The sequence below is a fragment of the Promicromonospora sp. NPDC090134 genome, from assembly GCF_044746965.1.
GTDB lineage: Bacteria > Actinomycetota > Actinomycetes > Actinomycetales > Cellulomonadaceae > Promicromonospora.
In genome coordinates this window covers 33,353-59,002 of sequence record NZ_JBIVCZ010000001.1, presented here as the reverse complement: position 1 = coordinate 59,002, position 25,650 = coordinate 33,353, and the positions used below count along the sequence as shown (strand labels likewise).

The following is a 25,650-nucleotide window of genomic DNA, read 5'->3' as shown; positions in this document are numbered from 1 at the left end:
TTACATTACGGACCTAGGCTGCCTGACCACCGGAGATCAAGGGAGACCGCATTGAGCACCGCAGCATCGCCCGTCCGACCGTCCCGTGCGGACAGGTTCCTGGGTGTAGTCGAACGGCTCGGCAACCGGCTGCCCGAACCGTTCACGCTCTTCCTCATCCTGTTCCTGGTGATCGCGCTCGTCTCCACGTTCATGGCGCTCGCCGACGTGACCGTGCAGGTCCCGGGCGCCGACGAGGTCACGGAGATCCAGGGGCTGTTCACTCCCGAGGGCCTGACCTGGTTCACCACGAACATCGGCACCAACTACATCGGCTTCCCGCCGCTCGTCACGGTGCTGACCATCTGGCTCGCGGTCGGAGTGGCAGAGAAGACGGGCCTGCTCGCCGCCGGCGTCCGCGCCGTCTTCGGCTCGGCGCCTCGCTGGGCACTCCCGTACGCCGTGGGTCTCGTGGGCGTCATGGGCAGCGTCATGTCCGACAGCGCCTTCATCGTCATCCCGCCGCTCGCCGCGATGGTGTTCCAGGCGGCCGGGCGCCATCCCGTGGCGGGCCTGCTCGGCGGGTTCGCGGCCGCGGGCGCCGGATACTCCACGAACATCGCCGTCACCAGCCTGGACGCGCTGTTCTCCGGCATCACGACGGCGGTGACCGAGATCCTGCCGAACCCCGGCGACCCCGTGAACCCGCTGTCGAACTGGTACTTCAACGTGGTCTCGGCGGTGCTGCTGTCCGTGCTCGCCGGCCTGCTCATCGACAAGGTGCTGGAGCCGCGCCTGGTGCGGCAGGGGGTCCCGGTCGGCGAGGCCCGGTTCGCCGGCACGGTGGTGCCCGACGACGGCCGGCCCGGCGCGGGCGCCCACGACGAGCCGGTCGTCATCGCCGACCTCACGACGACCGAGCGCCGCGGGCTGGCGTTCGCGATCGGCTCGCTGCTGCTCGTGGCCGCCGTGCTCACGGTCGCGTTCGTGCTGCCCGGCTCGCCGTGGCGCAACGAGGACGGCGGGTTCCTGCCCGAGTCGCCGCTGCTCGGCTCGATCACCTTCGTGATCTTCGTGCTGTTCATGGTGCCCGGCATCGTCTACGGGGTGGTGACCAGGACCGTCACCTCGATGAAGGACGTCCCCCGCCTGCTGGAGCAGTCCGTCAAGGACATGGCCGGGTTCCTCGTGCTGGCGTTCGTGCTGGGCCAGTTCATCGCGCTGTTCAACTGGTCCGGCGTGGGCCAGTGGATCGCCGTCGCGGGGGCCGGGGGCCTGGAGTCGAGCGGGCTGACCGGCTACGGCGCGATCGTCGGCTTCCTGCTGCTCGCGTCCCTGCTGAACCTGTTCATCATCTCGGGCTCGTCGCTGTGGACCATCATGGCGGCCGTCTTCGTGCCGATGTTCGCGCTCATCGGGTACGAGCCGGGGTTCGTGCAGGCGGCCTTCCGCGTGGGCGACTCCGCGACGCAGATCATCACGCCGCTGAACCCGTACATGATCGTGCTGCTCACATTCCTGCGGCGCTGGGAGCCGAAGGCAGGCCTCGGCACCGTGATCGCGCGGCTGCTGCCCTTCACCGTGGCCTTCTGGCTGGTGTGGGCGGCGATCCTGTCGGTGTTCTTCTTCCTCGACCTGCCGATCGGGCCGGGTAACGGGATCTTCCTGGACCAGACAGGCTCTGCCCTTGCGGACTGAGACTGCGGTTCCGCTCCGGGGCGGGTGCCTCGTTCCTCGGCCCCCACCCGGCGCTGCACCTCCTTCTCAGTCCAGGTAGTCCTTGACCAACTGCTCCGCCAGGCCCGTGTACGTGGCAGGCGTCAGCTCCGTGAGGCGAGCCGTGACGTCGCCGGGCAGGCCCAGGCCTGCGACGAACTCGCGCATCCGTGCGCCGTCCACGCGCTGGCCCCGCGTGAGGTCCTTGAGGCGCTCGTACGGGTTCTCCATGCCGGGCACGCCCGCGACCGAGGCCGCGCGCATCGCGGACTGGACGGGCTCGCCCAGCACCTCCCAGTTGGCGTCGAGGTCCTCGCGCAGCAGGGTCTCGTTCACGGCGAGCCGGTCCAGGCCGCGCGACACGTTGTCGATCGCGAGCAGGCCGTGCCCGAAGGCCGGGCCGATGTTGCGCTGCGTCGTGGAGTCGGTGAGGTCGCGCTGCAGGCGGCTCGTCACGAGCGTCGCCGAGAGCGTGTCCAGGAGCGCGCACGAGATCTCGAGGTTGGCCTCGGCGTTCTCGAACCGGATGGGGTTCACCTTGTGCGGCATCGTGGACGAGCCCGTGGCGCCCTCCACCGGGATCTGCGTGAAGAACCCGAGCGAGATGTAGGTCCACACGTCGGTCGCGAGGTTGTGCAGGATCCGGTTGAAGCGGGCGACGTCGGCGTAGACCTCGGCCTGCCAGTCGTGCGACTCGATCTGCGTGGTCAGCGGGTTCCAGTCCAGCCCGAGACCCTCGACGAACGCCTTCGACACCGCGGGCCAGTCGGCCGACGGGACGGCGACCGTGTGCGCGCCGTAGGTGCCGGTGGCGCCGTTCAGCTTGCCCAGGAACTCGGCGCCCTCGACGCGCCGGAGCTGACGCCGCAGGCGGTGCGCCAGCACGGCGAGCTCCTTGCCCAGGGTCGACGGCGTGGCGGGCTGGCCGTGCGTGCGGCTGAGGAGGGGGGCGGCGGCGTGCTCGCGCGCCATGTCCGCGAGCTGGTTGACGACGGCGGTCGCGGCCGGCAGCCAGACCTCCCGCACCGCGCCCCGCACCATCAGCGCGTACGACAGGTTGTTGATGTCCTCGCTGGTGCAGGCGAAGTGCACCAGCTCGCTGGCCGCGGGCAGGCTCGTCTCGCCGAGCGCCTCGGGGGCGGCCGCGATGCGGCGCTTGATGAAGTACTCGACCGCCTTGACGTCGTGCACGGTCTCGCGCTCGATCTCGGCCAGCTCGGCGATCTCGTCCGCGCCGAACGTCGCGGGGATCGCGCGCAGGTACTCGATCTCTGCCTGCGTCAGCGTGGGCGCACCGGGCACCACCGGGGCGTCGACGCCGGGCGCACCGTTGCACAGCGTGATGAGCCACTCCACCTCGACGTGGATGCGCTCGCGGTTCAGCGCGGCCTCGCTCAGGTGGTCCACGAGCGGTGCGACGGCCTTGCGGTACCGGCCGTCCAGGGGGCCCAGCGCGATGGCGGGGCTCACCTCCGCGAGCGTGACGCGGGCGACGGGGCCGGCGGAGTCGGCAGGGCTGGCAGCAGGGGCGGTGGTCTCAGGCACGTGCTCCATTCTCCCACGGGCCGCTCTTCCCGCGGCCTCGTCGTCCACGGCACCGGCGCGCTGCGGGCGCGCATCTCCGGTGCGAGGCCGCGCGACCGGCCCTCCCGACGGTGTTCGGCGGGCGCGAGCCCGACCACAGGGGGCCGTTCGGGCCGTCCGTGCACAGGCACTCCTCTCCACCGACCTCGTCCCACGGGCTCGGTCTAACGTCGTCGGGAGACGTGACCGGCCGACCCAGGGGAGTGCGAGCGCCGATGAACAGAGCCCGTCCATGATCGGCAGTGACCCGTCGTGCGCCGCGCCGGCGGGGGAGGACGTGCTGCTGGCGCTCGCGCGGGCCGTGGACCTCGTGGACGGGGCGGCTGCCGGGATCCGCGCGGCCGGTGAGGTCGAGTGGCGGGCGCGCGCGGCCGAGCTGTACCGGGCGGCGGTCGCCGACGCGGCGCGCGCCCTGGCCCGGGACCGCGCGCTGCTGGACGGGGCGGTGCGGCTGGCGTACGGCGGGTGGGCCCGGTGAGCGGCGACCCGCGGCCGCCCCGGGGCGGGAACCGGCTCCTGCCGGGGGACACGGTCACGGTGTACGGCGGCGGGGGCACGTCGGTCGTCGGGACGGAGTCCGTGCGGCGGGCCGCGGCACTGCTGGCCCGCGCCGCGGACGACCTGCGCGCGGCCGCCCGGTGCTGCCTGGGGGTGAGCAGCGACCTCGCGCCGGGATCGGTCCTGGGCGAAACCGTACGGCCCGACGCGGCATGGGCCGGCGCCGCCGGCGGGACCGCCGGAGCCTGGCCTGCCGCGGCCGGCGGGGTGCCCGGCACCCTCGCGCCCGCAGCGCTGGCGCTGGACGAGGCGGCACGGGACGCCGCCCGCTGCCTCGGGGAGCGGGCCGACCGGTGCGACCTGTTGGGCTGGCGGCTGCTGCGTGCCGCGGGCCTGTACGAGGAGGCGGAGTCGACCGCGCACCGCCTGGTCGGTGCGCTGGTCACGGCGGGCGCGTTCGGCACCGGGGCGGCCTTCGGCAGCCTGGGCTGGGCGGCCCTCGTGGGGGTCGGCGCCGCGGGCGGGGCGGAGGTAGCGGTGCGCCTGGCCGGCGGGACGGCCACCCGGGGCCTCACCACCGCGATCACGGGGTGGGCCGGGGCGGGCATGACCCGTGGTCTGGCGTCCTGGTCGGACGAGGCGTTCGCGGGCCTGGGCAGCGGCGTCGCGCTGACCAGACCAGGGCTCGCCGCAGACCGTCCGGGCGTCGCCGGTGGGGCGGGCGTGCTCGCGCACGTGGCACGCGAGGTGCCGGTGCTCGGCAACGACGACGCCGGGCTGCGGCTCACCCGGCTCGGACCCGAGGACTTCGCGCACGGCGCCGTCCCGGCGTGGTCGACGAGCGGGGCGTGGTCGGTGCAGGAGGCCCTGGCCAGGATCGACGACCTCTACCCGGGCCCGGGCGGCGCACCCTCGGCCACGATCGCGGTCCAGCGCGTGACAGCGACGGACGGCGCGGTGTCCTGGACGGTGCTGGTGCCCGGTACCCAGTCCGCGCTGCCCGCGGACCATCCCTGGGACGGGCGGACCGACCTGGAGCTCGTCGCGGGCGAGCTCGACGGAGCCACCGCTGCGATCGAGGAGGCACTGCAGGACTCCGGCGTCGGACCCGACGAGCCCGTCACCCTCGTGGGCCACAGCCTCGGCGGCATCGCGGCCACCGCACTGGTGTCGCGGGCGGGTCTCGCCGAGCGCTACCGGGTGGGCGGGCTGGTCACCGCCGGTGCTCCGACCGGCCTGCTGGCCACGCCGCCCGGCGTCCCGGTGCTGCACCTGGAGACCCCGGAGGAGCTGGTCTCACAGACCGACGGCCGGTCCGCCGCGGAGAACCTCCGCACGCGGGACCGCGTCACGGTGGTGCGGTCGCTGCGGGACTCGGCCGCCGCCGGCGACCGGGCGGCGTCGGGCAGCCTGCCGCAGGCGCATGCGGTCGGCACGCACGTCCGGACCCTGGACCTCGCCCTGGCGTCGGGCGACCCGAGGGTGACCGAGGTGACCGGCCGGATCCGTTCACGACTGGCCGGGACCGCCGCGAGCACCGTGTTCTACCGCGCCGAACGAACCGGCTCGTGACCCGGGGCGCCCGGGTCGGGTCCGAAGGAGGCTCAGTCCGAGACCCGCTGGGGCAGCAGCGCGAGCAGGATGGTCTGCACCAGCGAGATCACGAGCGCTGCGAGCAGGTACCACCAGAAGCCACCGTTCACCTCCAGGCCCCAGTTGGGGGTGTCGGAGAACCAGGTCTGGTTCGTGATGAGGGTGGTGATCCACAGCATCAGCGCATTGATCAGCAGCCCCACCAGGCCGAGCGTCAGGATGTAGAGCGGGAGCGAGATGAGCTGGACGATCGGCTTCACGACCATGTTGACCAGGCCGTAGACGACGGCCACCACCAGCACGGCGAGGGTCGTGCCGAGCGTGGTGCCGTTGCTCACGACGTCCATGTGGGAGCCGAGGATCAGGGCCGACAGCCCGATCGCGAGTGCGGTGATGAGGATGCGAACCACGAGCTTCATCCGGTCATCGTGGCATGCTGGCCCTCGTGGAAGACGCATTCGTACCGCTCCGCGCGGCCGTGTCGGCACTCCCTGCCTACGTTCCCGGCGCCCGCGCCGGGGCGAGCGACCCGGCCTGGAAGCTGTCGTCGAACGAGAACCCGTACGCGCCGCTGCCGTTCGTCCTGGACGCCATCACCCGGGCTGCGGCCGAGGTGAACCGGTATCCCGACATGTATGCCAGCGAGCTCGTCGAGGCGCTCGCGACACACAGCGGCGTGTCGGCCGAGAACGTCGTGGTCGGCAACGGCTCGGTCGCCGTGCTCGCGCACATCCTCAACGCCGTCGTCGAGCACGGGGACGAGATCGTCTTCCCGTGGCGCTCGTTCGAGGCGTACCCGATCGCGGCCGCGGTCTCCGGCGGCACGATCGTGACGGTGCCGCTCGAGGCAGGCACGGCCCGGCTCGACCTGCCCGCGATGGCCGCCGCGGTCACGCCGCGCACGCGAGTGGTGCTGGTCTGCACGCCCAACAACCCGACCGGTCCCGTCGTGCACGCGGACGAGCTGGAGACGTTCCTCGCGGCGGTGCCGAAGGACGTGCTGGTCGTGCTCGACGAGGCGTACCTCGAGTTCGTGCGCGACCCGCAGTCGCCCGACGGGATCGACGTGTTCACGCGTCACCCGAACGTGGTCGTGCTGCGCACCCTGTCCAAGGCGCACGGGCTGGCCGGGCTCCGCGTCGGCTACGCCATCGCCGAGCCGCGCCTCGCCGCCGGCATCCGTGCCGTGTCCACACCGTTCGGCGTCTCGCATGTTGCGCAGGCCGCCGCACTGGCGTCACTGGACCCGGCCGCGCAGAGCCAGCTCATGGAACGTGTCGAGACGCTGGTCGGCGAGCGCACCCGCGTGGTCGAGGCCCTTCGTGACCAGGGCTGGGACCTGCCGGAGACGCACGCGAACTTCGTGTGGTTCGACCTGGGCGAGCGGACGTCGGAGCTGGCCGCCGAGGCGAAGGCCGCCGGAGTGCTGGTGCGTCCGTTCGCGGGCGACGGCATCCGGGTCAGCATCGGCGACCCCGAGGCGAACGACGCGTTCCTGCGGGTCGCCGCGGCCTGGCGCTGACGGACGTCGCTGACGGACCGCGGCCGGCTCAGCCGATCAGCGCGTCCGCCAGCACGCCGTCCCGGGCGGTCCAGGCGGGCGCGGCACCCACCAGGGAGTCGAGCCGCTCCAGCCGGCGGGCCGAGTCGGCGTCGGCGGGAGTGAGCACGACCATGCGCTCGCCACGGTCGCGGTCGAGCCACAGGCTCTGGAAGACCGTGTCGAGCCTGCCCACCCGGGAGGACAGGTAGCGGCGCAGCTGTCCGGCCCGGTCGCCCCGCACCTCGTGCTCGTCCCAGTACCGCACGAACTCGGGCGAGTGCTCGCGCAGGCCGCCCAGCAGGCCGCTCCACCTGGGGTGCTGCCGGAACTCGGCCTCCCGGGCGCGCAGCCGGCCGGCGAGGTCGCGGAGCACCACCTCGGGCTCCACGAGGCTGTCGCGCCACTCGTCGTTCATGAACAGGAGCCAGGCGCAGTTCCGGTCGGCGGGATCGACCGAGTCGAGGTCGCCGAACAGGAACCGGTAGCTGCGGTTGGCCGCGACCAGGTCGTACGTCGCGGTCTGGATCGCGGCGGGAAAGGGCAGCAGCCGCTCCAGGAGCGCGATGTGCTCGGGGCGCACGACCATGAGCGGGCTCGGCGCGTCGGCCCCGGTGTCGGCTGCCCGGCCGGCCAGGATCATGAGGTGCCGCCGCTCCTCGGGACGCAGGCGCAGCGTCCGCGCGACGGCGTCGAGCACCTGGTCCGACGGGTTGGGCGCCCGCCCCTGCTCGAGCCACGTGTACCAGGTGACGCCTACCCCGGCGAGCTGCGCCACCTCCTCGCGGCGCAGTCCAGGGGTCCGGCGCCGGCCGGCCTGCGGCAGCCCGACGTCGGCCGGGGTCACGCGGCCGCGGCGCTCCCGCAGGAAGGCCCCGAGCGCCTTGTGGTCCGGTGCGGTACTCGTCACCGGACCAGTGTCACCCCGCACGGCGCGGGCAACCAGGTGGTGTCAGTACCCGTATGAACAGGCTCCTGGTACCAGGATGTCGAACGGCGCACGGTCGGGGGCATGACGACATCCCTCAGCGCGGTCAAGCACGGTGCGCACCTGGATCGCCCGGGAGCTTCGACGCGACCGCTCCCCGTCACGGCGCCGGCGCTGACCGCGGGCGGCCTCGCCGTGCTGCTGCTCGCCTTCCTGCCCGTGAACTTCACGTTCGGCGCGGTGAACCTGCTGGTTCCCGCGATCGCGGCGGACCTGGGCGCCGGCCCGTCCGGTGGTGCGCTCGTGCTGTCGGCCTACACCACCACCTTCGCCGCCGGGCTGGTGGTCTCCGGACGGCTGGGTGACCGTTACGGCCGGCGGCGGCTGCTCAGGATCGGGCTGATCGCCTTCGGGGCGCTGGCCGTCCTGACCGGGCTCGCCCAGGACGTGGTTTCCCTCGTGGCCCTGCGTGCGGCCCTGGGCCTGGCCGCCGGGCTGTTCACGCCTCAGGTGCTGACGAGCATCCAGGCCACGGCGCCCGACCGGCTCCGCACCCGCGGGATCATCCTGTTCACGGCGGCCGGCGCGATCGCCTCGATCGCCGGCCAGGTCGTGGCGGGTGCGACCACCGTCGCGCTGCCGGAGCACCTGGCCTGGCGAGCTGTCCAGGTGATCACCGGTCTCATCGCCCTGCTGGCGCTGCCCGGCCTGCGCGCCGTCCCGGAGTCCCGCTCGCCGGCGCCGCTCGGGCTCGACCTGCGGGGCGCGGCGCTGCTCGGGAGTGGGCTGGTGGCGCTGGTCGTACCGCTGACCCTTGGTCCGACGGCGGGGTGGCCGGCCTGGTCGATCGGCCTGCTGGCCGTCGCAGCGGTCACCCTGACGGCCTTCGGCCTCGCCCAGCGCGCCACGGAACGACGCGGCGGGCTGCCCGTGGCGCCGCCGAGCGTGCTGCGGGTCCCGGTGGTGCGGATCGGCCTGACCATGACACTGCTGTTCTTCGTCTCCTACGGCGCGTTCCTCTACGAGGTCTCGGAGTACTCGCAGACCGCCTGGGGCGCCGACGGCTGGGACGTCGCGATGCTGACACTCGGCTTCGGCGGCGGATTCTTCGTCGCCGCGCTGCTGCTGCCGGGCGTCCTGCGCCGGGTGGGCCCGCGGGTCATGGTCTACGCCGCCTCAGGTCAGGCGGTGGCCCTGGTCGCCATCGCACTGGTGATCGGGCTCGACGACGGCCGGAGCGCCCCGCTGGTGCTGCAGCCGCTGCTCGTCGGTCTGGGCGCCGCGCAGGCGTTCATGTACGGGCCCGCGCTGCAGACGGTGCTCTCGCGGACCCCCGTCTGGGCGGCCGGTGTCGCGGGCGGGCTGCTGACCACGCTGCAACAGCTCGGGATCGGGCTGGGCGTGGCGCTGCTGGGCGGGCTCTTCCACGCGGTGGCCGGCCTGGCGGGCGGAGTCGCCGGCGGGACGGCGGTTGCGGCCGCGACCGGGACGGGGTCGGGCCTGACCGTCGGCCTGGTCGCCGCCCTGGCCGTCCAGGCCGGGTGCGCCGTCGTGTTCGCGCTCCTGGCGCACCGGGTCGCGCGGCACAGCGCCGCGGGCTGACCCGGTGCGGGGCCCGGCCGAGGCCCCGGTTCGGCGCCCGGGTCAGCCCGCCAGGCAGCGGGCGATGTGGGCGCGGGTCGCCGTGGCCGCCCGGGCGTCGACGTCCTGGTCGCCGGGGTAGTCGGCGTGCCCCGCCGGCAGGGCCTCCAGCTCCAGCGTGGGGCACGCCGATCCGCCGGCCCGGGACGTGGCGGACGCCGCCACGGCGTTCGCCACCGCGAACTGCCCGGGCGGCGGCACCGCCGCGTCCCACAGGGCGCACTCGCAGCGCACGGGGACGCGGAGGTACCCGGCCGCCGTCGACGTGTCGAAGTAGCGCAGCACGTCCCGCGCCTCGGGGTGTTCTGCGACGTACCGGCGCACGGCCTCGCCGCTGCCGGTGCACTCCAGGCCGAGCCGCACGTCGTACTGCCCGAAGCTCGGCACCACGAAGGTCGCGCCCACGAACCGGCGGTCCCAGGGCACGGCCAGGGCCCCGATCCCGCCGAAGCTCGCTCCCACGTAGTAGAGCGGCAGGTCCCCGGCGATCTCGACGAGGGCGTCGGCCGCGTGCCACAGGTCGACGGCGCAGCGGCCCAGCGCGTAGGTCTCCACCGAGCCGATGCCGTGCACCACGTGCTCGGCCGCGTCGTCCGGGGCGCCCACACCGACGTTGAGGGCCCCGAGACCGCGTGCCACGGGGAAGACGACGGCGGCGTCTTCGGGCACGCGGGCGAGGTCCGGCGCGTCCCGGCCGCCGTACCCGTGGCCGTGCACCACGCCGACCCGGGCCGCGCCGTCGGACGGGAGAGCGAGCCAGCCACGCAGCCGCAGCCCGCCCGCGCCCGTGTGCTCCAGCTCGTAGAGGTCGTGCGCGCCCTGCCGGCCGAGCGACGTCAACCGCGGCTCGGGGCGTACCGCGCGCGAGGCCGTGAACCAGCCGTGCCACAGCTCGGCGAAGCCGGCGGGCGCGGGAACCGGCTCGACGGCGAGCAGCGCGTCCAGGTCGTAGCCGTAGGTGCCGTCGATCGGGGCGTCGGGAAACCAGGCGTCGTACGGCTCGGGCAGCGGCATCGGACCAGTATCGGCGCGGGGCCTGCCGAGACGCGGACGCCGCGCGGAGCGCGCAGCGGCCCTGGTCGCCGAGACCCGGTCGCAGCCTTGGTGGGTTCCGACAAACGGTCCCGGAAGAGATTGGGGGAGATCGCGGCAGACCTACCTACGGAGCCGTAGCCTACGCTTGCGTAGGCTACGAGAGCGTAGGTTGCGGATCGGCCAAATTTCCGGCTGGACCCGTGCCAGGATGGAAAGGTCCCCGGAACGGGCCGGGCGTCTCCGCATGTGCGGGCGCTCGCGTCCGCAGGTGAAGGAGGAAAGTGTGACTACCACCAACGGCTCCAACGAGGCGATCCCGACGTTGCAGCTACTCGATCCCCAAGGGAACCGCGTCACGACGCGCGGGACCAAGGGCTATCGCGACCGCGCCGCGACCCTGACCACGGAAGACCTCCGTGGCATGTACCGCGACATGGTCCTGACTCGTCGTTTCGACGACGAGGCGACCTCGCTCCAGCGGCAGGGCGAGCTCGCCCTGTTCGCACCTGCTCGTGGCCAGGAGGCCGCGCAGGTCGGCAGCGCCTACGCACTGCGGCCGCAGGACTACGTCTTCCCGTCCTACCGGGAGCACGGTGTGCTGCACGTCCGTGGGCTGGACCCTGTCGACCGGCTGCGGTTCTTCCGCGGTTCGGACCACGGTGGGTGGAACCCCACCGAGCACAACACGGCCGTCTACACCATCGTGATCGGCGCGCACACGCTGCACGCCGCCGGCTACGCGATGGGCGTCCAGCGGGACGACACCCCGCACGACAAGAACGACGGCACCGCGGTGATCACGTACTTCGGCGACGGCGCCACCTCGCAGGGCGACGTCAACGAGGCCATGGTCTACGCGGCCGTGAACAACGCCCCGGTCGTCTTCTTCCTGCAGAACAACCAGTGGGCGATCTCCGAGCCGACGACCCGGCAGACCAAGGGTCCGCTCTACAAGCGCGGCGAGGCGTTCGGCATGCCGAGCCTGCGCGTCGACGGCAACGACGTGCTCGCCGTGTACGCGGCGACGCAGGAGGCGCTCGAGCGCGCCCGCCTGGGCGAGGGCCCGAGCTTCATCGAGGCGTTCACCTACCGCATGGGCGCGCACACGACGTCCGACGACCCGACCCGGTACCGCACCTCGGAGCAGGAGGAGCAGTGGCGGCGTCGCGACCCGATCGACCGCCTCGGCGCCCTGCTGCGCGCCGAGGGCGGGCTCGACGACGACTTCGAGGCCGAGATCAAGGCCACGGGGGACGAGCTGGGCGCGAAGCTGCGCACCGGCGTCCGCGCCCTCGACGGCGGGCCCGTCGTCGCGAGCATGTTCGACGACGTGTACGCCACCCCCCACGGCACCATCGCCGCCGAGCGGGCCTGGTACGAGGCCTACGACGCCGGTGACCCGCCGGCCCCGCAGTATGCGATCGCGGACTCAGCGCAGGGAGGCGCACGATGACAACCATGGCGGAACGAACGCACACCACATCCGGCGCCCAGGAGCCGGCGTCGGGCACCACGACCCTCACGTTCAGCAAGGCGATCAACGAAGGCCTGCGCGCCGCGATGCGGCGCGACGACAAGGTCATGCTCATGGGCGAGGACATCGGCCCGCTGGGCGGCGTCTTCCGCGTGACCGACGGCCTGCAGGCGGAGTTCGGCGAGCAGCGGGTCGTGGACACCCCGCTGGCGGAGTCCGGCATCATCGGCACCGCCATCGGCCTGGCCATGCGCGGCTACCGGCCCGTCTGCGAGATCCAGTTCGACGGGTTCGTCTTCCCGGCGTTCAACCAGATCACCACGCAGCTCTCCAAGATCCACAACCGGACGCGCGGCGCGGTGCAGATGCCAGTCGTCATCCGCATCCCGTACGGCGGCGGCATCGGCGGCGTCGAGCACCACGGCGAGAGCCCGGAGGCGCTGTTCGCGCACACCGCCGGACTGCGCGTGGTCTCGCCGAGCACCCCGCAGGACGCGTACACGATGATCCAGGAGGCCATCGCCTCCCCGGACCCCGTGCTGTACTTCGAGCCGAAGAGCCGCTACTGGGGCAAGGGCGCGGTCGACCTCGACACCCCGCTCGGCACCGACACGCTCAACGCCGCGCAGGTCGTCCGCCAGGGCACCGACGTCACGCTCGTCGCCTACGGGCCGTCCGTCGCGACCGCGCTCAAGACCGCCGACGCGCTCGCGGAGGAGGGCCGGTCCGCCGAGGTGATCGACCTGCGCGCCATCTCGCCGATCGACACCGCGGCCGTGGTGGCGAGCGTGCGCAAGACGGGGCGCTGCGTCGTGATCCACGAGGCCCCCGTGTTCTTCGGCGCCGGCGCCGAGATCGCGGCCCGGGTCACGGAGGAGTGCTTCTACGCGCTGGAGGCGCCCGTGCTCCGCGTGGGCGGCTTCCATACCCCGTACCCCGTGGCCAAGCACGAGCACGAGTACCTGCCCAGCGTGGACCGGGTGCTCGACGCCGTCGACCGTGCCTTCGCGCACTGATCCAGGAGTGAACCGAGAGTGAGCTTGAACATCCAGAGGTTCCCGCTCCCCGACGTCGGTGAGGGGCTCACCGAGGCCGAGATCGTCGAGTGGCAGGTCGCCGTGGGCGACACCGTCGAGGTCAACCAGACGATCGTCGAGATCGAGACGGCGAAGTCGCTCGTCGACCTGCCGTCGCCCTGGAACGGGACCGTCTCCGCACTCCTCGTCGAGTCGGGCACCACCGTCGACGTCGGCACCCCGATCATCGAGATCACGGTGTCCGACGGCGCCGGCGCGCCCGCCCCGTCGTCGAACGGCACCGTCTCGGAAGCGGCCACGGGCGCAGAGAGCACCTACTACGGCAGCGGACCTGCCGCCGAGGCCGCGGACGAGACCTCCGGGTCGGTGCTCGTCGGCTACGGCACCGCCGAGGCCAAGGCGAGCGGACGTCGTCGCCGGCACCAGGTGGCGGCAGCCGCCTCGGCGCCGACGGCGGCCCGGCCGGCTCCGGCACCCGCCCCGACACCCGCACCCGCCCCGGTGGCGGCCCCGCCGGCTCCGGCGCCCGCCCCCGTGGCGGCCCCGCCGTCGGACACCGGGACGACGACGGCCGCACGCGCCCGCGTGCTCGCCAAGCCGCCCGTCCGCAAGCTCGCCAAGGACCTGGGCGTGGACCTGGCGGGCGTGCACGCGTCGGGTCCCGGCGGCATCGTGACGCGCGAGGACGTGGTCGCCCACGCCGAGCGCTCCTCGGTGCAGAAGCTGACCAGCTACCCGGACGACGAACCGTGGCTCGCCCAGGGCGTCGTCTCGTCGGACGGGCGCCAGACGCGCGTCCCGGTGCGGTCCGTGCGCAAGCGCACGGCCGAGGCCATGGTGGCCAGCGCCTTCACCGCGCCGCACGTGACGGTGCTGCACACCGTCGACGTCTCCAGGACGATGAAGCTCGTGGCCGCGCTCAAGGAGGACCGCGACTTCACGGACGTCAAGGTGACGCCCCTGCTGGTGGCGGCCAAGGCGGTGCTGCTGGCCGTGAAGCGACACCCGCAGATCAATGCCTCGTGGGACGACGCCGCCCAGGAGATCGTCTACAAGCACTACGTGAACCTGGGCATCGCCGCGGCGACGCCGCGGGGTCTCGTGGTGCCGAACATCAAGGACGCGCACACGCTCGACCTGCTCGGCATCGCCAAGGCGCTCGCGGGGCTGACGGCGACCGCGCGGGCCGGGCGCACCTCGGTCACGGACATGTCCGACGGCACCATCACCATCACCAACCTGGGTGTCTTCGGGATCGACACGGGTACGCCGATCCTCAACCCGGGGGAGTCGGGCATCCTCGCCTTCGGCGCGATCCGCAAGCAGCCGTGGGTGCACAAGGGCAAGGTGAAGCCGCGCTGGGTGACCACGCTGAGCTTCAGCTTCGACCACCGGCTGGCCGACGGCGAGCTGGGCGCCCGGTTCCTGTCCGACGTCGCGCGGGTGCTCGAGGACCCCTCGCGCGGCCTCGTCTGGAGCTGATCCGCACCACCTGAACGTGTCAGACCCCCAGGTCACCCGGGTGACCTGGGGGTCTGACACGTCTGCGGACCCAAGCCCTGGAACGATCCAAGACCTGGCGCGGCCGGAGCAGTGCGCCTGCCCCGGATCGGTCTGGGCGATCCGCGGTACGGACGGGCGCACTGCTCCGACATTCACGGCGGCCGGACTCGGCCGCCGTGCCCCGGGCGACGTCTGGTGCTCACGCGGCCGTCACGCCACGCGCATGCCACCGATCGAGCGCGGGCGTCCACGACGCCGCTTGCGGCTGCGTACGGTGCCGTCCACGACGATCTCTCCGCCCCACACGCCCCACGGCTCGCGGCGTGCGAGCGCGCCCGCCAGGCACTGCGCCTTGAGCGGGCAGGCGGCGCAGGCGCGCTTCGCCTCCTCGAGGTCCGCCGGATGCTCCGCGAACCAGAGCTCGGGCTGTTCCGAGCACGGCACGGAGTCGTCGGTCTCGGTGATGATGTTCGCGAGGTCCACACTGGTCACAACGCAGAAGAGGGCTAAAGGGTTGGGTTTGGTGCATAATCCCTCCCAACTTTTCCTGAATTTCTTCGAAAGTCCCGGTGGCGGTATGCCCCCGGTGTGGTCAACGGGATGCCCGCGGGCGGTCAGAACCGCTGTCCGGCGCGCCTAGGCTGGACGGCGTGACACCCACCGACGCCCGCAACGGGACCAGCAGAACCGCGCGGAAGAGCACCGAGAGCGGCCCGACCAGCCCCTCGTGGCTCGGTGTGGCCCTGCCCGTGGCGGGGCTCGTGGCGCTGGCCGCCCTCTTCGCTGCCGGCGCGTTCTCCGGGGCGTTCACCGCGTTCGCCAACTTCGCCGACCCGGGCGTCCTCGTGCGCTGGGGCGTGCCCGTCGCGACCGTGACCACCGAGCTGGCCGTGGCCGTGACCGTCGGCACGCTCGCGCTGGCGGCCTGGGTGCTGCCGCGCGGGCCGCTGGTGGACCGCGCGATCGGGGTCGCGGGCGTCGCCGCCGGCGTGTGGACCGTCGCGGCGCTGGTGCAGCTCGTGCTGCGGTTCTCGTGGTCCACGTACCTGCCCTTGGACTCGCCGACGTTCGGCCCCGCCCTGATGGAGTACGTCTCGACCATCCCGGTGGGCCGCACGTACCTGGGCATCGTGATCGTCGCCGCGCTCACCGCCGCCCTCGCGCTCCTCGTGCGGGGCCCGGTCGGTGCCCTGTGCACGATGGCGCTGCCGCTGGTCGCCCTCGGCATGCAGTCCTCCACGGGCCACGCCGCCGGCGCGGCCAGCCACGACCTCGCGATCTCGGCCCTGTTCCTGCACCTGGGCGGCGCCGCCCTCTGGATCGGCGGGCTGGCCGCGATCGTCCTCGTCGGGCTGCGGTACGCCGCGACCGCCGACGTGATCCGGCGGTACTCCGCGATCGCGATCTGGTGCTTCGCCGCCGTCGCCGTCTCCGGCCTGGTCAGCGCGTGGATCCGGATCGGTTCGCTCGACCAGCTCGGCACCGACTACGGCATCCTGATCGTGGTCAAGGCCGTGCTGCTGATCGTGCTGGGCGGCCTGGGCTGGCTGCACCGCAGCACGGTCGTCGCGCGGCTGTCCGCCGGCACCACGCGGAACGCGGCGGTCGGCCTGTTCTGGCGCCTCGCAGCGGTGGAGGTCGGGGTGATGGGCGCGGTGTCCGGCGTGGCGGTCGCCCTCGGCTCCACGGCGCCTCCCGTGCCCGACGACGCGATCACCGACCCGACCCCGGCCGAGATCGTCACCGGCCACCCGCTGCCGCCCGAGCCGACCGTGCTGCGGTGGCTCACCGAGTTCCAGTGGGACGTCATCGTGGCGTTCGCGTGCGCGGCCGCCCTGATCGTGTACGTGCGCTGGGCGCTCCGGCTGCGTGCCCGCGGGGACGCGTGGCCCGTCGGCCGCACCGTCTCGTGGTGCCTCGGCATCGTGGTGCTCTTCTGGGCCACGAACGGCGGTGCCGCCGTCTACGGCCACGTGCTGTTCAGCGCGCACATGGTGCAGCACATGATCCTGGCGATGGTGGTGCCGCTGTTCCTCGTGCTGGCCGCGCCGGTCACCCTGCTGCTGCGGGCGGTCCCCGCGCGCAAGGACGACTCCCGCGGCCCGCGCGAGTGGGTGCTGCTGCTGGTGCACTCCGCGTTCGGCCGGTTCCTGGCCAACCCGATCGTGGCCGCGGTCCTGTTCGCGGGCGGCATGATCGTCTTCTACTTCACGCCCCTGTTCGAGCTGGCGCTGACCACGTACGCGGGCCACCTGTGGATGATCGCGCACTTCACGCTCGTCGGGTACCTCTTTGCGAACGCGCTGATCGGCGTCGACCCCGGCCCCACCCGGCCGGGCTACCCGATGCGGCTCGTGCTGCTGTTCGCCACCATGGCGTTCCACGCGTTCTTCGGCGTGACGCTCACCTCCGGCACCGCGCTGCTCGTCCCCGACTGGTTCGGGCTCATGGGCCGCCCGTGGGGCCCGAGCGCCATCGTGGACCAGCAGAAGGGCGGCGCGGTCGCCTGGGGCATCGGCGAGCTGCCGACCCTGCTGCTCGCCGTCGGCGTCGCGATCTCCTGGACTAAGTCCGACGCCCGCGAGGCCCGGCGCACCGACCGCAAGGCAGAGCGAGACGGCGACGCCGAGCTCGAGGCGTACAACGAGATGCTCGCGAAGAAGGCGGAGCAGGCCGCGAAACGCGGCGAGGGCTGAGCGTCACCCGGGTGACGCGCGTCCGGGTGACGGATCCGACGGGCGTGGCCTATCCTGGGAGCCAGCCTTCCCCCGCTGAGGGAACGGAAGTGAGGCCGGGAACTCCTGATGTAGGTCAGGACCCCGGCTCTCGCGTTTTCTAGGACAGCTCGATGTCGATCTCGTCCACCTCGCCGAGCGCCGTCCGGATATCGAGGTCAAGGCCCTGCCGGGCACGGGCAACAGCCCCGGCGACGGCGTCGGCCGCCCACAGCATCGGTTCGTCGTCCGGCAGTGAGTGCTCGACCCGGGTGCGGGTCACGAGCGCCCCGTTGGCGCGCAGGGCGTCCACGAGCTCTACGTCACGGCGGTTGAGCAGGGTCGATCTCGCCTCCAGCCACACGTGCGAGACGCCGATCCGCTCCAGCTCGAAGAGCAGCCGCTCCATGCACTTCCGGCGCGCCCGCTCCTGGCGTCGCGGTGCGATAGGAACGCCGACGACGACGATGCACGCGAGGTCCTGCGTCCCGATCGCCGCCGCGATCTTGGCGCGGCGAGGGGCCTCCTCCTGCCTCCAGTGCAGGCGGCCGCCCTGCTTGCGCACCAGCTCTCGCAGCGCGTCGCGTGCCGGTTCACACGTCGCGGGGTCCCCGACCACCGCTGCGAGCAGGTACATCCCCTCCATCTGACCGCTCTGCTGTTTCATCGACTCGTCCACCCATGCGTGCAACGTGAAACCCGCCGGCGGGTCCCCGGCCCTCTTTCCCATCGCGTGATATTCACATCTGAACGATGGTCGTGCACGCCCAAATGCCATTGCATATACGCAACAGCTAGAAAACGGCAGTCAGGCCAGCCGTCAGTTCGCCGCCGTCTGAAAACTCATGTCGCCCGGCGCCCCGGCGTGATAGGACGGCCGCGTGAGCGAATCTCCGCAGACCCCGCAGACCCCGTTCCACGACCTCGACCGGTACGTGGCGATCCCGCGCCTCACCGGCCTCACCGCCAGTCCGGACGGCACCCGCCTCGTCGCCACCCTGCAGACGCTCGACGGCGAGCGCACGGCCTACCGCACCGCCCTCTGGGAGGTTGACCCGGCGGGCGAGGCCCCGGCACGGCGGCTGACCCGGTCCGCGAAGGGCGAGTCGTCCGCCGTCTTCACGCGGTCCGGCGACCTCCTGTTCACGTCGGCCCGGCCCGACCCCGACGGCAAGGACGCCGCCGAGCCCCGGTCGGCCCTCTGGCTCCTGCCGGCGGGCGGCGGCGAGGCCCGCGTGATCGCGTCCCCGCAGAGCGGCGTCTCCGGCCCGCTCGCGGCACGTGACGCCGACACGGTGAGCGTCGGCGCGAGCCTCCTGCCTTCCGCGAAGGACCTCGCGCAGGACGCCGAGCTCCGCAAGGCCCGCAAGGACCAGAAGGTCTCGGCGATCCTGCACACCGGCTACCCGGTCCGGTACTGGGACCACGACCTCGGTCCTGACCAGGAGCGCCGCTTCGCCGGCGACCTCGCGGCGCTCGCGGACGAGCCGGCGGCGCCGCTGCCGGGCACCCCGGCCACCGAGGGCGCGACGCCGGGCGAGGAGGATCCGACGTCGGGCAGGCATCTCGACCTGCGCGACCTGACCGGCGCCGGCCGGAACCTGGCGAACCACACCGCGGACCTGTCCGCGGACGGCACCACGCTCGTCACGACCTGGTCCGTGAGCGACGCGGGGGCGGCTCTCCGCAGCACCCTGGTGGTGATCGACACGGCGACGGGCGAGCGGCGCGTCCTCGTGGACGACCCGGACGGCGACGCCGAGGCGCCGCGCATCTCGCCCGACGGTGCCTGGGTGGCCTACACGACCGAGTCCATCTCGACGCCGGACGAGGCCCCGGTGATCCGGCTCGCCCTGGTGCCGACCGACGGCTCCGCGGAGCCGGTGGTCCTCGCCGACGACTGGGACCGCTGGCCCGGCCGCCCTACCTGGCTCCCGGACGGTAGCGGCCTGCTGGTCCAGGCCGACGACGACGGCCGCGGGCCGGTCTTCCTGCTCACGTTCGCGGGGGCGCTGCCCGGCGCCGATGTGGTCGTCGAGAAGGTGACCTCCGACGACGCCGTCTTCTCCGACCTGAACGTCACCCTCGACGGCGGCACCCTCTTCGCGCTGCGCAGCTCCTACGCGGCGCCCGCCGAGCCGGTCCGCGTGGACCTGGCGGCGTTCGTCGCGTCAGGCGCGGCGGGGGAGCGGACGCCGGTGGCGGCGGCCCTCCTGCGCTCGCCGGTGCCGGCCCCCGCGCTGCCGGGCACGCTGACCGAGGTCGAGACCACCGCCGAGGACGGCGCGCGCGTGCGCGCCTGGCTCGCGTTGCCCGCCGACGTCGGCCCGGAGGACAGGGCCCCGCTCCTGCTGTGGATCCACGGCGGACCACTGGGCTCCTGGAACGCGTGGAGCTGGCGCTGGAACCCGTGGCTGATGGTGGCCCAGGGCTACGCGGTGCTGCTGCCGGACCCCGCGCTGTCGACCGGGTACGGCCAGGAGTTCGTGCAGCGCGGCTGGGGCGCCTGGGGCGGTGCGCCGTTCACGGACCTGATGGCGATCACGGACGCCGCGGAGGCGCTGCCCGAGATCGACGAGACCCGCACGGCCGCGATGGGCGGCTCGTTCGGCGGCTACATGGCCAACTGGGTGGCCGGCCACACCGACCGGTTCCAGGCTGTGGTGACGCACGCGAGCCTGTGGGCGCTGGACCAGTTCGGCCCCACCACGGACGCCGGGTACTACTGGGCCCGCGAGATGACGCCGGAGATGGCGCCGGAGAACAGCCCGCACCTGGCGGTGGGCGAGATCCGCACGCCCATGCTCGTGATCCACGGGGACAAGGACTACCGCGTCCCGGTGGGCGAGGGCCTGCGGCTGTGGTTCGAGCTGCTGACCAAGTCCGGCCTGCCGGCGTCCGACGACGGCGAGACCGTGCACCGGTTCCTGTACTACCCGGACGAGAACCACTGGATCCTGACCCCGCAGAACGCCAAGGTCTGGTACCAGGTGGTCTCGGCGTTCCTCGCCGAGCAGGTGCTCGGCGAGAAGCCCGAGCTGCCGACGACGCTCGGCTGATCCGTGGGTGCCGGGGTGGAGCGGGGCGATACCCGCTCTGCTCCGGCGCCGGGGGTCAGCCCGCCCGGACCGCCCCGACGACACGCACGCGCACCGCGACGTCGTCGATCTCCTCGGGGATCTTGTCCACGAGGCGTGCGTCGGTCACGTTGACCTGCAGCACCCAGCTCCCGCCGGGCCCTGCCACCTGCTCGACCAGCTCGTCCTCGGAGAGGACCTCGACAGGGGACCTGCCGGCCGGGGACTTCGCCTGCTGCCGTGCGGAGTAGTCGCGCAGTGGCTGCCCGATCGACGCCGTGAACTCAGGGGCGACGCCAACCCCGATCACACCGTCGAGCCCGGTCACCTTTTGCCTTAATGCGGCTTTTGCGGACCTGGCCTCGTCGAGTGTTGCCATCCCGATCACCTCCTGGTCATCCATTGTGACCCCCGTGTCTACCCCCTTCCACCGGGGCTGGAAGGGGCCGCGGAACCCGCATCGGCACCTCGGACAGCGCCGCAGGTCAGCCGGGTTGTAGGCCGCGACGCGCCGCGCGGACACGCCCATCGAGCCGGTCGCCGATCGCGACACGCCCGGCGGGGGAAACGCTGGTGCGCATGCCGAACATCACCCGACGCCACCCGGTCCGCCCCCGGGTGGATGCGGGCCGTCGCGGACCTCATGCGAACGGATGGGCCTGCTCCCTCGCCAGCTCCACACCCAGTATCTCAAGGACCTGGTCGATCGGGTTGGCGTACGTGAGCCCCTTCCCGCTGCGGCCACCCGACTCCGACCCCGCGAACAGCAGGCCGATGGCCACGCCGTCGTCCCGGTAGACCAGCGCACCCGAGTCGCCGCCGCGCGAGAACGGACCGTCGTCGAGGCTCTCGATCTCGATCTGGTCGTCGAAGTTGAGGGCGCCGAGGTCCTCGTAGCCGACGACGACGTCGTCGAGCTCGATGGCCGTCACGCGCCCGCGCGTGATCGCCGTCGTGCGGCCCACCTTGCCGACGATCTCACCGCCCAGGGCGCGGGCGGTCCTGACCACGCGGCCCACGGGGTAGTCGAAGCTGACCGGTACCCGGTCGAGGCGCGCGATGGCGGCGTCGGTGAAGGACGTCTCGGTCGAGTCCAGGTCCACCACCTTCGTCAGCTCACCGATCCGGTCGCCGGGCGCCAGCCCGCCGTCGGCCGGCCCCGGCTGCAGCACGACGTCGCCGGGCCGCGCTTCCTGTGACCCGGCCAGCACGTGGTAGTTCGAGAGCGCGTACAGGTGGCCGCCGTCGGGGACGGCGCGGGTCACGAAGGCGCCCAGCGTGCCCGCCGTGACGCCGACGTGGCCGATGGAGATGCCGGGTCGCAGCGGACGACGCCGGTCGGTGTCGCCGTCCGCCTGCGACGTCGGCGCGGGCGGACGCGGGCCGAGCTCGCTCACCGGGCGGATGCGCCCGGTGCGGCGGACGTCGGCCCTGGGCCCGATCTCCGCCGAGACCTTGCGCACGATCGAGCGGGCCCGGGGGATCCCGAGCCGGTAGCGGACCGCGATGCCGAACTCGCCGTCCGCCTGCGGCACCAGACCCAGCGCCAGGGTGGGCGCCCGTACGACGTCCGCGGCGTCGGCCTGCGTCTGCTCGCCCGGCGACGGTGCCCCCGCGGCGCCGTGCCTCTCGGCGAGCTCTCGGGCGAAGGCCGTGAGCTGCTCCTTCATCTTCCTGGCCTCGTCGCGGTCCATGCGCTGATCCTCTCCTCACCCACCAACACGACACGGCAGCAGGATGGCGACACGCCGATCTGCCCGGGAAAGTCATCCGATAGATGGATATCGCGCTGCCAGGTTTGCGCGGTACGTTCCTCTGCTACACCCAACCATGGCCGGGTGAAAGCCAGGAAGCCCCGAGGTGTCACAAAAGATCCTCGGCAGCCTCTTGAAACGTTGGCGGCGCCCGCATCGGACGCCGAAGGACACGAAACGGCGAGAATGATCGGGACGATGGACGAGACGCGGAGCGCGCGGGTGACCCGCGCCGACGTGCGAGCGGCGCTCATGTGGGCCCTCGAGCGGGACCGCGCTGCCCTGCTCGCGCACCGTGCTGCCGTGCACTCCAACAAGAGCGACCTCACCCGCCGCCGCGCCGACAAGACGCTGGTGGAGACATGGCGTGCCCGCAGGACGGACAGCGGAAAGGACGGGTCTCCCCGGGAGTGACAATGGGCGGGTGAGCACCACCGTCCAGAACTTTCCCCGGGTCCGTGCGTCCGAGCTCGTCGGGCGCGGCTGGCTGAACACCGGCGGGCGCACCGTCACGCTCGCCGAGCTGCGCGGCAAGGTCGTCGTCCTCGACTTCTGGACCTTCTGCTGCATCAACTGCCTGCACGTCCTGGACGAGCTGCGCGAGGTCGAGGAGCGGCACCGCGACGAGCTCGTGATCATCGGGGTGCACTCGCCCAAGTTCGAGCACGAGGCCGACCCCGACGCGCTCGCGGCCGCCGTCGAACGGTACGAGGTGCGCCACCCCGTGCTCGACGACCCGGAGCTGGTCACCTGGGGCGCGTACACCGCGCGGGCGTGGCCCACGCTCGTGGTCATCGACCCCGAGGGCTACATCGTGGCGCAGATGGCGGGGGAGGGGCACGGCTCCGCCATCGCGGCGCTGGTGGACGACCTGGTCGCCGAGCACGCGCTGAAGGGCACCCTGCACCGCGGCTCGGGTCCGTACGTGCCGCCCGCCCCGGCGTCGGGCACGCTGCGGTTCCCCGCCAAGGCGCTCGCCCTGCCGAACGGCAACCTCCTGGTCGCGGACGCCGGGCACCACTCCCTCGCGGAGCTCGCGCCCGACGGCGAGACGCTGGTGCGGCGCATCGGCTCGGGCGAGCGCGGCCTGGTGGACGGCGGAGCGGACGAGGCGCGGTTCTCGGAGCCGAACGGGCTGTGCCTGGTGCCCGCCGACCTGACGACGAGCCTCGGGTACGACGTCCTGGTCGCCGACACGGTCAACCACGCCCTGCGCGGTGTGCGGCTGTCGGACGGCGCCGTGCGCACCGTCGCCGGCACGGGCCGGCAGTTCATGGTGGGCGGCCAGGAGAACGTGGCCGGCACCGTCGGCGCGTTCGACACCGAGGACGCGTACGACGCCCTGAGCGTCCGGCTCTCCTCGCCCTGGGACGTGGAGTGGTCCGCGGAGCGCGGTGTGTTCGTCGTCGCGATGGCCGGCAACCACACCCTGTGGGACTTCCACCCAGGCCCGCGCCTCGACCAGGTCTCGCTGCTCGCGGGAACCATGAACGAGGGCCTGGAGGACGGCCCCGGCGAGGGCGCCTGGTTCGCGCAGCCCTCGGGCCTCGCGGCGGCGCCCGACGGCGCGCTGTGGCTCGCCGACGCCGAGACCTCCGCACTGCGCCGCGTGGTTCCGGTGAGCGAGACCGAGGTGACCCTCGAGACCGCCGTCGGCCAGGGGCTGTTCGACTTCGGGCACCGCGACGGCGCCGCCGGCCAGGCCCTGCTGCAGCACCCGCTCGGCGTGGCGGTGCTGCCGGACGGCAGCGTCGTCGTCGCGGACACGTACAACGGCGCCGTGCGCCGGTACGACCCGGCCTCCGGCGAGGTGACGACCCTGGCGAAGGACCTGGCGGAGCCGTCGGACGTGCTGGTCGAGGTCGCGGACGGCGCCGTGCACCTGCTCGTCGTGGAGTCGGCCGCGCACCGGCTCACGCGGGTGGCGCTCCCGGCGGGCCTCGCGGGCGAGGTGCTCGACGCCGGCGCGCACAAGGTCGCCCGGCCCGCCACCGACGTGGCCGCCGGCGCGCTCCAGCTCGACGTGCCGTTCGTGCCCGCCCCGGGCCAGAAGCTCGACGACCGCTGGGGTCCGTCGACGTCGCTCGAGGTCAGCGCCACGCCGCCGGAACTGCTGCTGTCGGGGGCGGGGACCGGGACGGACCTGTTCCGCGACCTGGTGATCAACCCCGACGTGGCCGAGGGCGTGCTGCACGTGACCGCGAAGGCGGCGTCGTGCGACCAGGTGTCGCTGCTGCCGAACGGCGAGCCGGATCCCGACGTCTTCCCGGCCTGCCACCTGGCCCAGCAGGACTGGGGCGTCCCGGTCCGCGTGGCGCCCGACGGCGACGCGGCCCTCACGCTCCCGCTCCGCGGCTGACGACCTGTCAGACCGCGAGCACCGCCGGCAGCTCCGTCAGCGAGTCGATCACGGTCGCGCGCTCCGCCTCCGGGCGCAGCGCGTGCAGGTATCCCCACGGCCCGCGGCGGAGCAGGATCGGCCGCATCCCCGCGTCGGCGGCGGGGAGCACATCGTTGTCCAGCCGGTCGCCCACGTAGGCGATCTCCTCCGGCGCGACGCCGGACAGCTCCGCGACCCGGGCGAAGAAATCGGGCTCCGGCTTTTGCACGCCCCACTCGTCGGACGTGCGGATCGCGCTCGCCGGCAGGTCCATCGCCTCCAGCGCGGCGCGCGCCTCGGGCGGCTGGTTCCCCGCGATGACCACGTCGAAGCCGGCCGAGCGCAGGGCCGCCAGCGCGGGGCGGACGTCGGGGTAGAGGTCGTCGGCGTCGAACCTGGTGCGCAGCCCGTCCGGGTCGTCCAGCGCCCAGGCGGCGGCCTCGGCCTGGAAGTCCAGCCCGGGCCGCAGCAGCTCGAACGCCTCCCGGTGCGAGAGGTCGAGGGCGGCGCAGCCGCCGAGCACGCCGAGGAACGTCAGCGGCGGGACCCCGAGCCGCTCGGCCCACCGGAGCCAGATCCGGGACTCGTCGATCAGGGTCTCGCCGACGTCGAACACCACGGTGCGCACCATGGCCCCGACCCTAGGTCACGTCCGGGGAGGTCTGACAGGTCACGGCAGGCGGAACAGCGGGTCGCCCGCCCGGACGACGGCGCCCGGCCGGACCAGCTCGTCGAGCGCCCCGGTACCCAGGTCCAGGGCGACGACGGGCACCAGGGGCGACCGGCCGCCGTCCGCCACCGCGGTGGGGGACCAGACGACGAGCTCCTGGCCCGCCGCGACGGTGTCGCCCTCCTCGACGAGCAGCGTGAAGCCCTCGCCCCCCAGCTGGACCGTGTCGATGCCGAGGTGCACGAGGACGCCCCGGCCCCCGTTGGGCCCGGCGTCCGCGGACGGCGCCAGCAGCACGAAGGCGTGCGGGTGCAGCTTGACCACGACGCCGGCGCACGGCGCCACGACGCGCCCGCCGGTCTCGGCGTCGGGCTCGACCGCGAGTCCCGGGCCGACGATGCTCTCCGCGAAGACGGGATCCGGCACGTCGCGCATCGCGACCACCCGTCCGGCGACGGGAGATCCGACGTTCAGGGCCTCGGCCATGCGGTCATCTTGTCAGAACACCGCACCGGGCGACCGGGTCT

General features: G+C 73.2%; 22 protein-coding genes. 12 read left to right on the top strand and 10 right to left on the bottom strand.

Features of this window, described 5'->3' with window-relative positions:
- Positions 1-51 precede the first annotated feature (51 nt).
- Positions 52-1,677 (top strand): AbgT family transporter, encoded by a 1,626-nt coding sequence (locus tag ACIPN7_RS00285; protein ID WP_400536807.1) that lies wholly within the window; start codon positions 52-54, stop codon positions 1,675-1,677.
- Between the two features lie 66 nt (positions 1,678-1,743).
- On the opposite strand, the gene purB is transcribed toward ACIPN7_RS00285, so the two are convergent.
- Positions 1,744-3,240: an adenylosuccinate lyase gene (gene purB, locus ACIPN7_RS00280; RefSeq protein WP_400536805.1), complete on the bottom strand. Its 1,497-nt coding sequence runs from the start codon at positions 3,238-3,240 to the stop codon at positions 1,744-1,746.
- A 271-nt stretch (positions 3,241-3,511) separates the two neighbouring features.
- On the opposite strand from purB, the gene ACIPN7_RS00275 reads away from it, so the two are divergent.
- Positions 3,512-3,757 (top strand): hypothetical protein, encoded by a 246-nt coding sequence (locus ACIPN7_RS00275; RefSeq protein WP_400536804.1) that lies wholly within the window; start codon positions 3,512-3,514, stop codon positions 3,755-3,757.
- On the top strand, positions 3,754-5,349 hold the full coding sequence (locus ACIPN7_RS00270; protein WP_400536802.1) for a hypothetical protein: 1,596 nt from the start codon (positions 3,754-3,756) through the stop codon (positions 5,347-5,349). The genes ACIPN7_RS00275 and ACIPN7_RS00270 overlap by 4 nt, the downstream gene beginning before the upstream one ends.
- A 32-nt stretch (positions 5,350-5,381) precedes the next feature.
- Here the strand turns inward: ACIPN7_RS00270 and ACIPN7_RS00265 are convergent, their stop codons facing one another.
- Positions 5,382-5,789, bottom strand: a complete 408-nt coding sequence (locus ACIPN7_RS00265) for a phage holin family protein (RefSeq protein ID WP_400536799.1) — start codon at positions 5,787-5,789, stop codon at positions 5,382-5,384.
- A gap of 14 nt (positions 5,790-5,803) precedes the next feature.
- Here ACIPN7_RS00265 and hisC point away from each other — a divergent pair, with 14 nt between their 5' ends.
- On the top strand, positions 5,804-6,892 hold the full coding sequence (gene hisC / locus ACIPN7_RS00260; protein WP_400536797.1) for a histidinol-phosphate transaminase: 1,089 nt from the start codon (positions 5,804-5,806) through the stop codon (positions 6,890-6,892).
- Positions 6,893-6,920: 28 nt separating this feature from the next.
- On the opposite strand, the gene ACIPN7_RS00255 is transcribed toward hisC, so the two are convergent.
- Positions 6,921-7,820: a helix-turn-helix transcriptional regulator gene (locus ACIPN7_RS00255; RefSeq protein ID WP_400536795.1), complete on the bottom strand. Its 900-nt coding sequence runs from the start codon at positions 7,818-7,820 to the stop codon at positions 6,921-6,923.
- Between the two features lie 102 nt (positions 7,821-7,922).
- On the opposite strand from ACIPN7_RS00255, the gene ACIPN7_RS00250 reads away from it, so the two are divergent.
- Positions 7,923-9,440 (top strand): MFS transporter, encoded by a 1,518-nt coding sequence (locus ACIPN7_RS00250; RefSeq protein WP_400536793.1) that lies wholly within the window; start codon positions 7,923-7,925, stop codon positions 9,438-9,440.
- A gap of 42 nt (positions 9,441-9,482) precedes the next feature.
- Here the strand turns inward: ACIPN7_RS00250 and ACIPN7_RS00245 are convergent, their stop codons facing one another.
- Positions 9,483-10,493 (bottom strand): acetylxylan esterase, encoded by a 1,011-nt coding sequence (locus ACIPN7_RS00245; protein WP_400536791.1) that lies wholly within the window; start codon positions 10,491-10,493, stop codon positions 9,483-9,485.
- A gap of 304 nt (positions 10,494-10,797) precedes the next feature.
- Here ACIPN7_RS00245 and pdhA point away from each other — a divergent pair, with 304 nt between their 5' ends.
- Genes pdhA through ACIPN7_RS00230 form a run of 3 tightly spaced genes read left to right on the top strand, consistent with a single transcriptional unit; the run spans position 10,798 to position 14,507 of the window.
- Complete coding sequence (gene pdhA, locus ACIPN7_RS00240) at positions 10,798-11,967, top strand: pyruvate dehydrogenase (acetyl-transferring) E1 component subunit alpha (protein WP_400536789.1); 1,170 nt, start codon at positions 10,798-10,800, stop codon at positions 11,965-11,967.
- A 5-nt stretch (positions 11,968-11,972) separates the two neighbouring features.
- Positions 11,973-13,004 carry an alpha-ketoacid dehydrogenase subunit beta gene (locus ACIPN7_RS00235; protein WP_400536787.1) on the top strand — a complete coding sequence of 344 codons (1,032 nt, stop codon included), beginning with the start codon at positions 11,973-11,975 and terminating at the stop codon, positions 13,002-13,004.
- A gap of 24 nt (positions 13,005-13,028) precedes the next feature.
- The gene (locus tag ACIPN7_RS00230; protein ID WP_400536785.1) at positions 13,029-14,507 is read left to right on the top strand and encodes a dihydrolipoamide acetyltransferase family protein; all 1,479 of its coding nucleotides are present in this window, start codon (positions 13,029-13,031) and stop codon (positions 14,505-14,507) included.
- A 231-nt stretch (positions 14,508-14,738) separates the two neighbouring features.
- Here the strand turns inward: ACIPN7_RS00230 and ACIPN7_RS00225 are convergent, their stop codons facing one another.
- On the bottom strand, positions 14,739-15,011 hold the full coding sequence (locus ACIPN7_RS00225) for a WhiB family transcriptional regulator (RefSeq protein ID WP_182620063.1): 273 nt from the start codon (positions 15,009-15,011) through the stop codon (positions 14,739-14,741).
- 167 nt (positions 15,012-15,178) lie between these two features.
- Here ACIPN7_RS00225 and ACIPN7_RS00220 point away from each other — a divergent pair, with 167 nt between their 5' ends.
- Positions 15,179-17,224: a cytochrome c oxidase assembly protein gene (locus tag ACIPN7_RS00220; RefSeq protein ID WP_400536783.1), complete on the top strand. Its 2,046-nt coding sequence runs from the start codon at positions 15,179-15,181 to the stop codon at positions 17,222-17,224.
- A 139-nt stretch (positions 17,225-17,363) separates the two neighbouring features.
- Here ACIPN7_RS00220 and ACIPN7_RS00215 read toward each other — a convergent pair whose 3' ends face one another.
- A complete protein-coding gene (locus ACIPN7_RS00215) occupies positions 17,364-17,909 on the bottom strand; it encodes a hypothetical protein (RefSeq protein WP_400536781.1) in 546 nt (181 codons plus the stop codon).
- Positions 17,910-18,123: 214 nt separating this feature from the next.
- Between ACIPN7_RS00215 and ACIPN7_RS00210 the strand changes: the two genes are divergently transcribed.
- Positions 18,124-20,301 (top strand): prolyl oligopeptidase family serine peptidase, encoded by a 2,178-nt coding sequence (locus ACIPN7_RS00210; RefSeq protein ID WP_400536779.1) that lies wholly within the window; start codon positions 18,124-18,126, stop codon positions 20,299-20,301.
- Between the two features lie 55 nt (positions 20,302-20,356).
- Here ACIPN7_RS00210 and ACIPN7_RS00205 read toward each other — a convergent pair whose 3' ends face one another.
- Both ACIPN7_RS00205 and ACIPN7_RS00200 read right to left on the bottom strand, forming a co-directional pair.
- Positions 20,357-20,647, bottom strand: coding sequence for a hypothetical protein (locus tag ACIPN7_RS00205; RefSeq protein ID WP_400536777.1), 291 nt, complete (start codon positions 20,645-20,647; stop codon positions 20,357-20,359).
- A gap of 313 nt (positions 20,648-20,960) precedes the next feature.
- The gene (locus ACIPN7_RS00200) at positions 20,961-22,013 is read right to left on the bottom strand and encodes a hypothetical protein (protein ID WP_400536775.1); all 1,053 of its coding nucleotides are present in this window, start codon (positions 22,011-22,013) and stop codon (positions 20,961-20,963) included.
- Positions 22,014-22,271: 258 nt separating this feature from the next.
- Between ACIPN7_RS00200 and ACIPN7_RS00195 the strand changes: the two genes are divergently transcribed.
- Together ACIPN7_RS00195 and ACIPN7_RS00190 are read left to right on the top strand one after the other, a co-directional pair.
- Entirely contained in the window at positions 22,272-22,487 is a 216-nt protein-coding gene (locus ACIPN7_RS00195; RefSeq protein WP_400536773.1) for a hypothetical protein, read from the top strand.
- Positions 22,488-22,497: 10 nt separating this feature from the next.
- Entirely contained in the window at positions 22,498-24,432 is a 1,935-nt protein-coding gene (locus tag ACIPN7_RS00190; RefSeq protein ID WP_400536771.1) for an NHL domain-containing thioredoxin family protein, read from the top strand.
- A gap of 7 nt (positions 24,433-24,439) precedes the next feature.
- Here ACIPN7_RS00190 and ACIPN7_RS00185 read toward each other — a convergent pair whose 3' ends face one another.
- On the bottom strand, positions 24,440-25,084 hold the full coding sequence (locus ACIPN7_RS00185) for an HAD family hydrolase (protein WP_400536769.1): 645 nt from the start codon (positions 25,082-25,084) through the stop codon (positions 24,440-24,442).
- A gap of 39 nt (positions 25,085-25,123) precedes the next feature.
- Positions 25,124-25,609 carry a PTS glucose transporter subunit IIA gene (locus ACIPN7_RS00180; protein WP_400536767.1) on the bottom strand — a complete coding sequence of 162 codons (486 nt, stop codon included), beginning with the start codon at positions 25,607-25,609 and terminating at the stop codon, positions 25,124-25,126.
- Between the last annotated feature and the right edge of the window lie 41 nt (positions 25,610-25,650).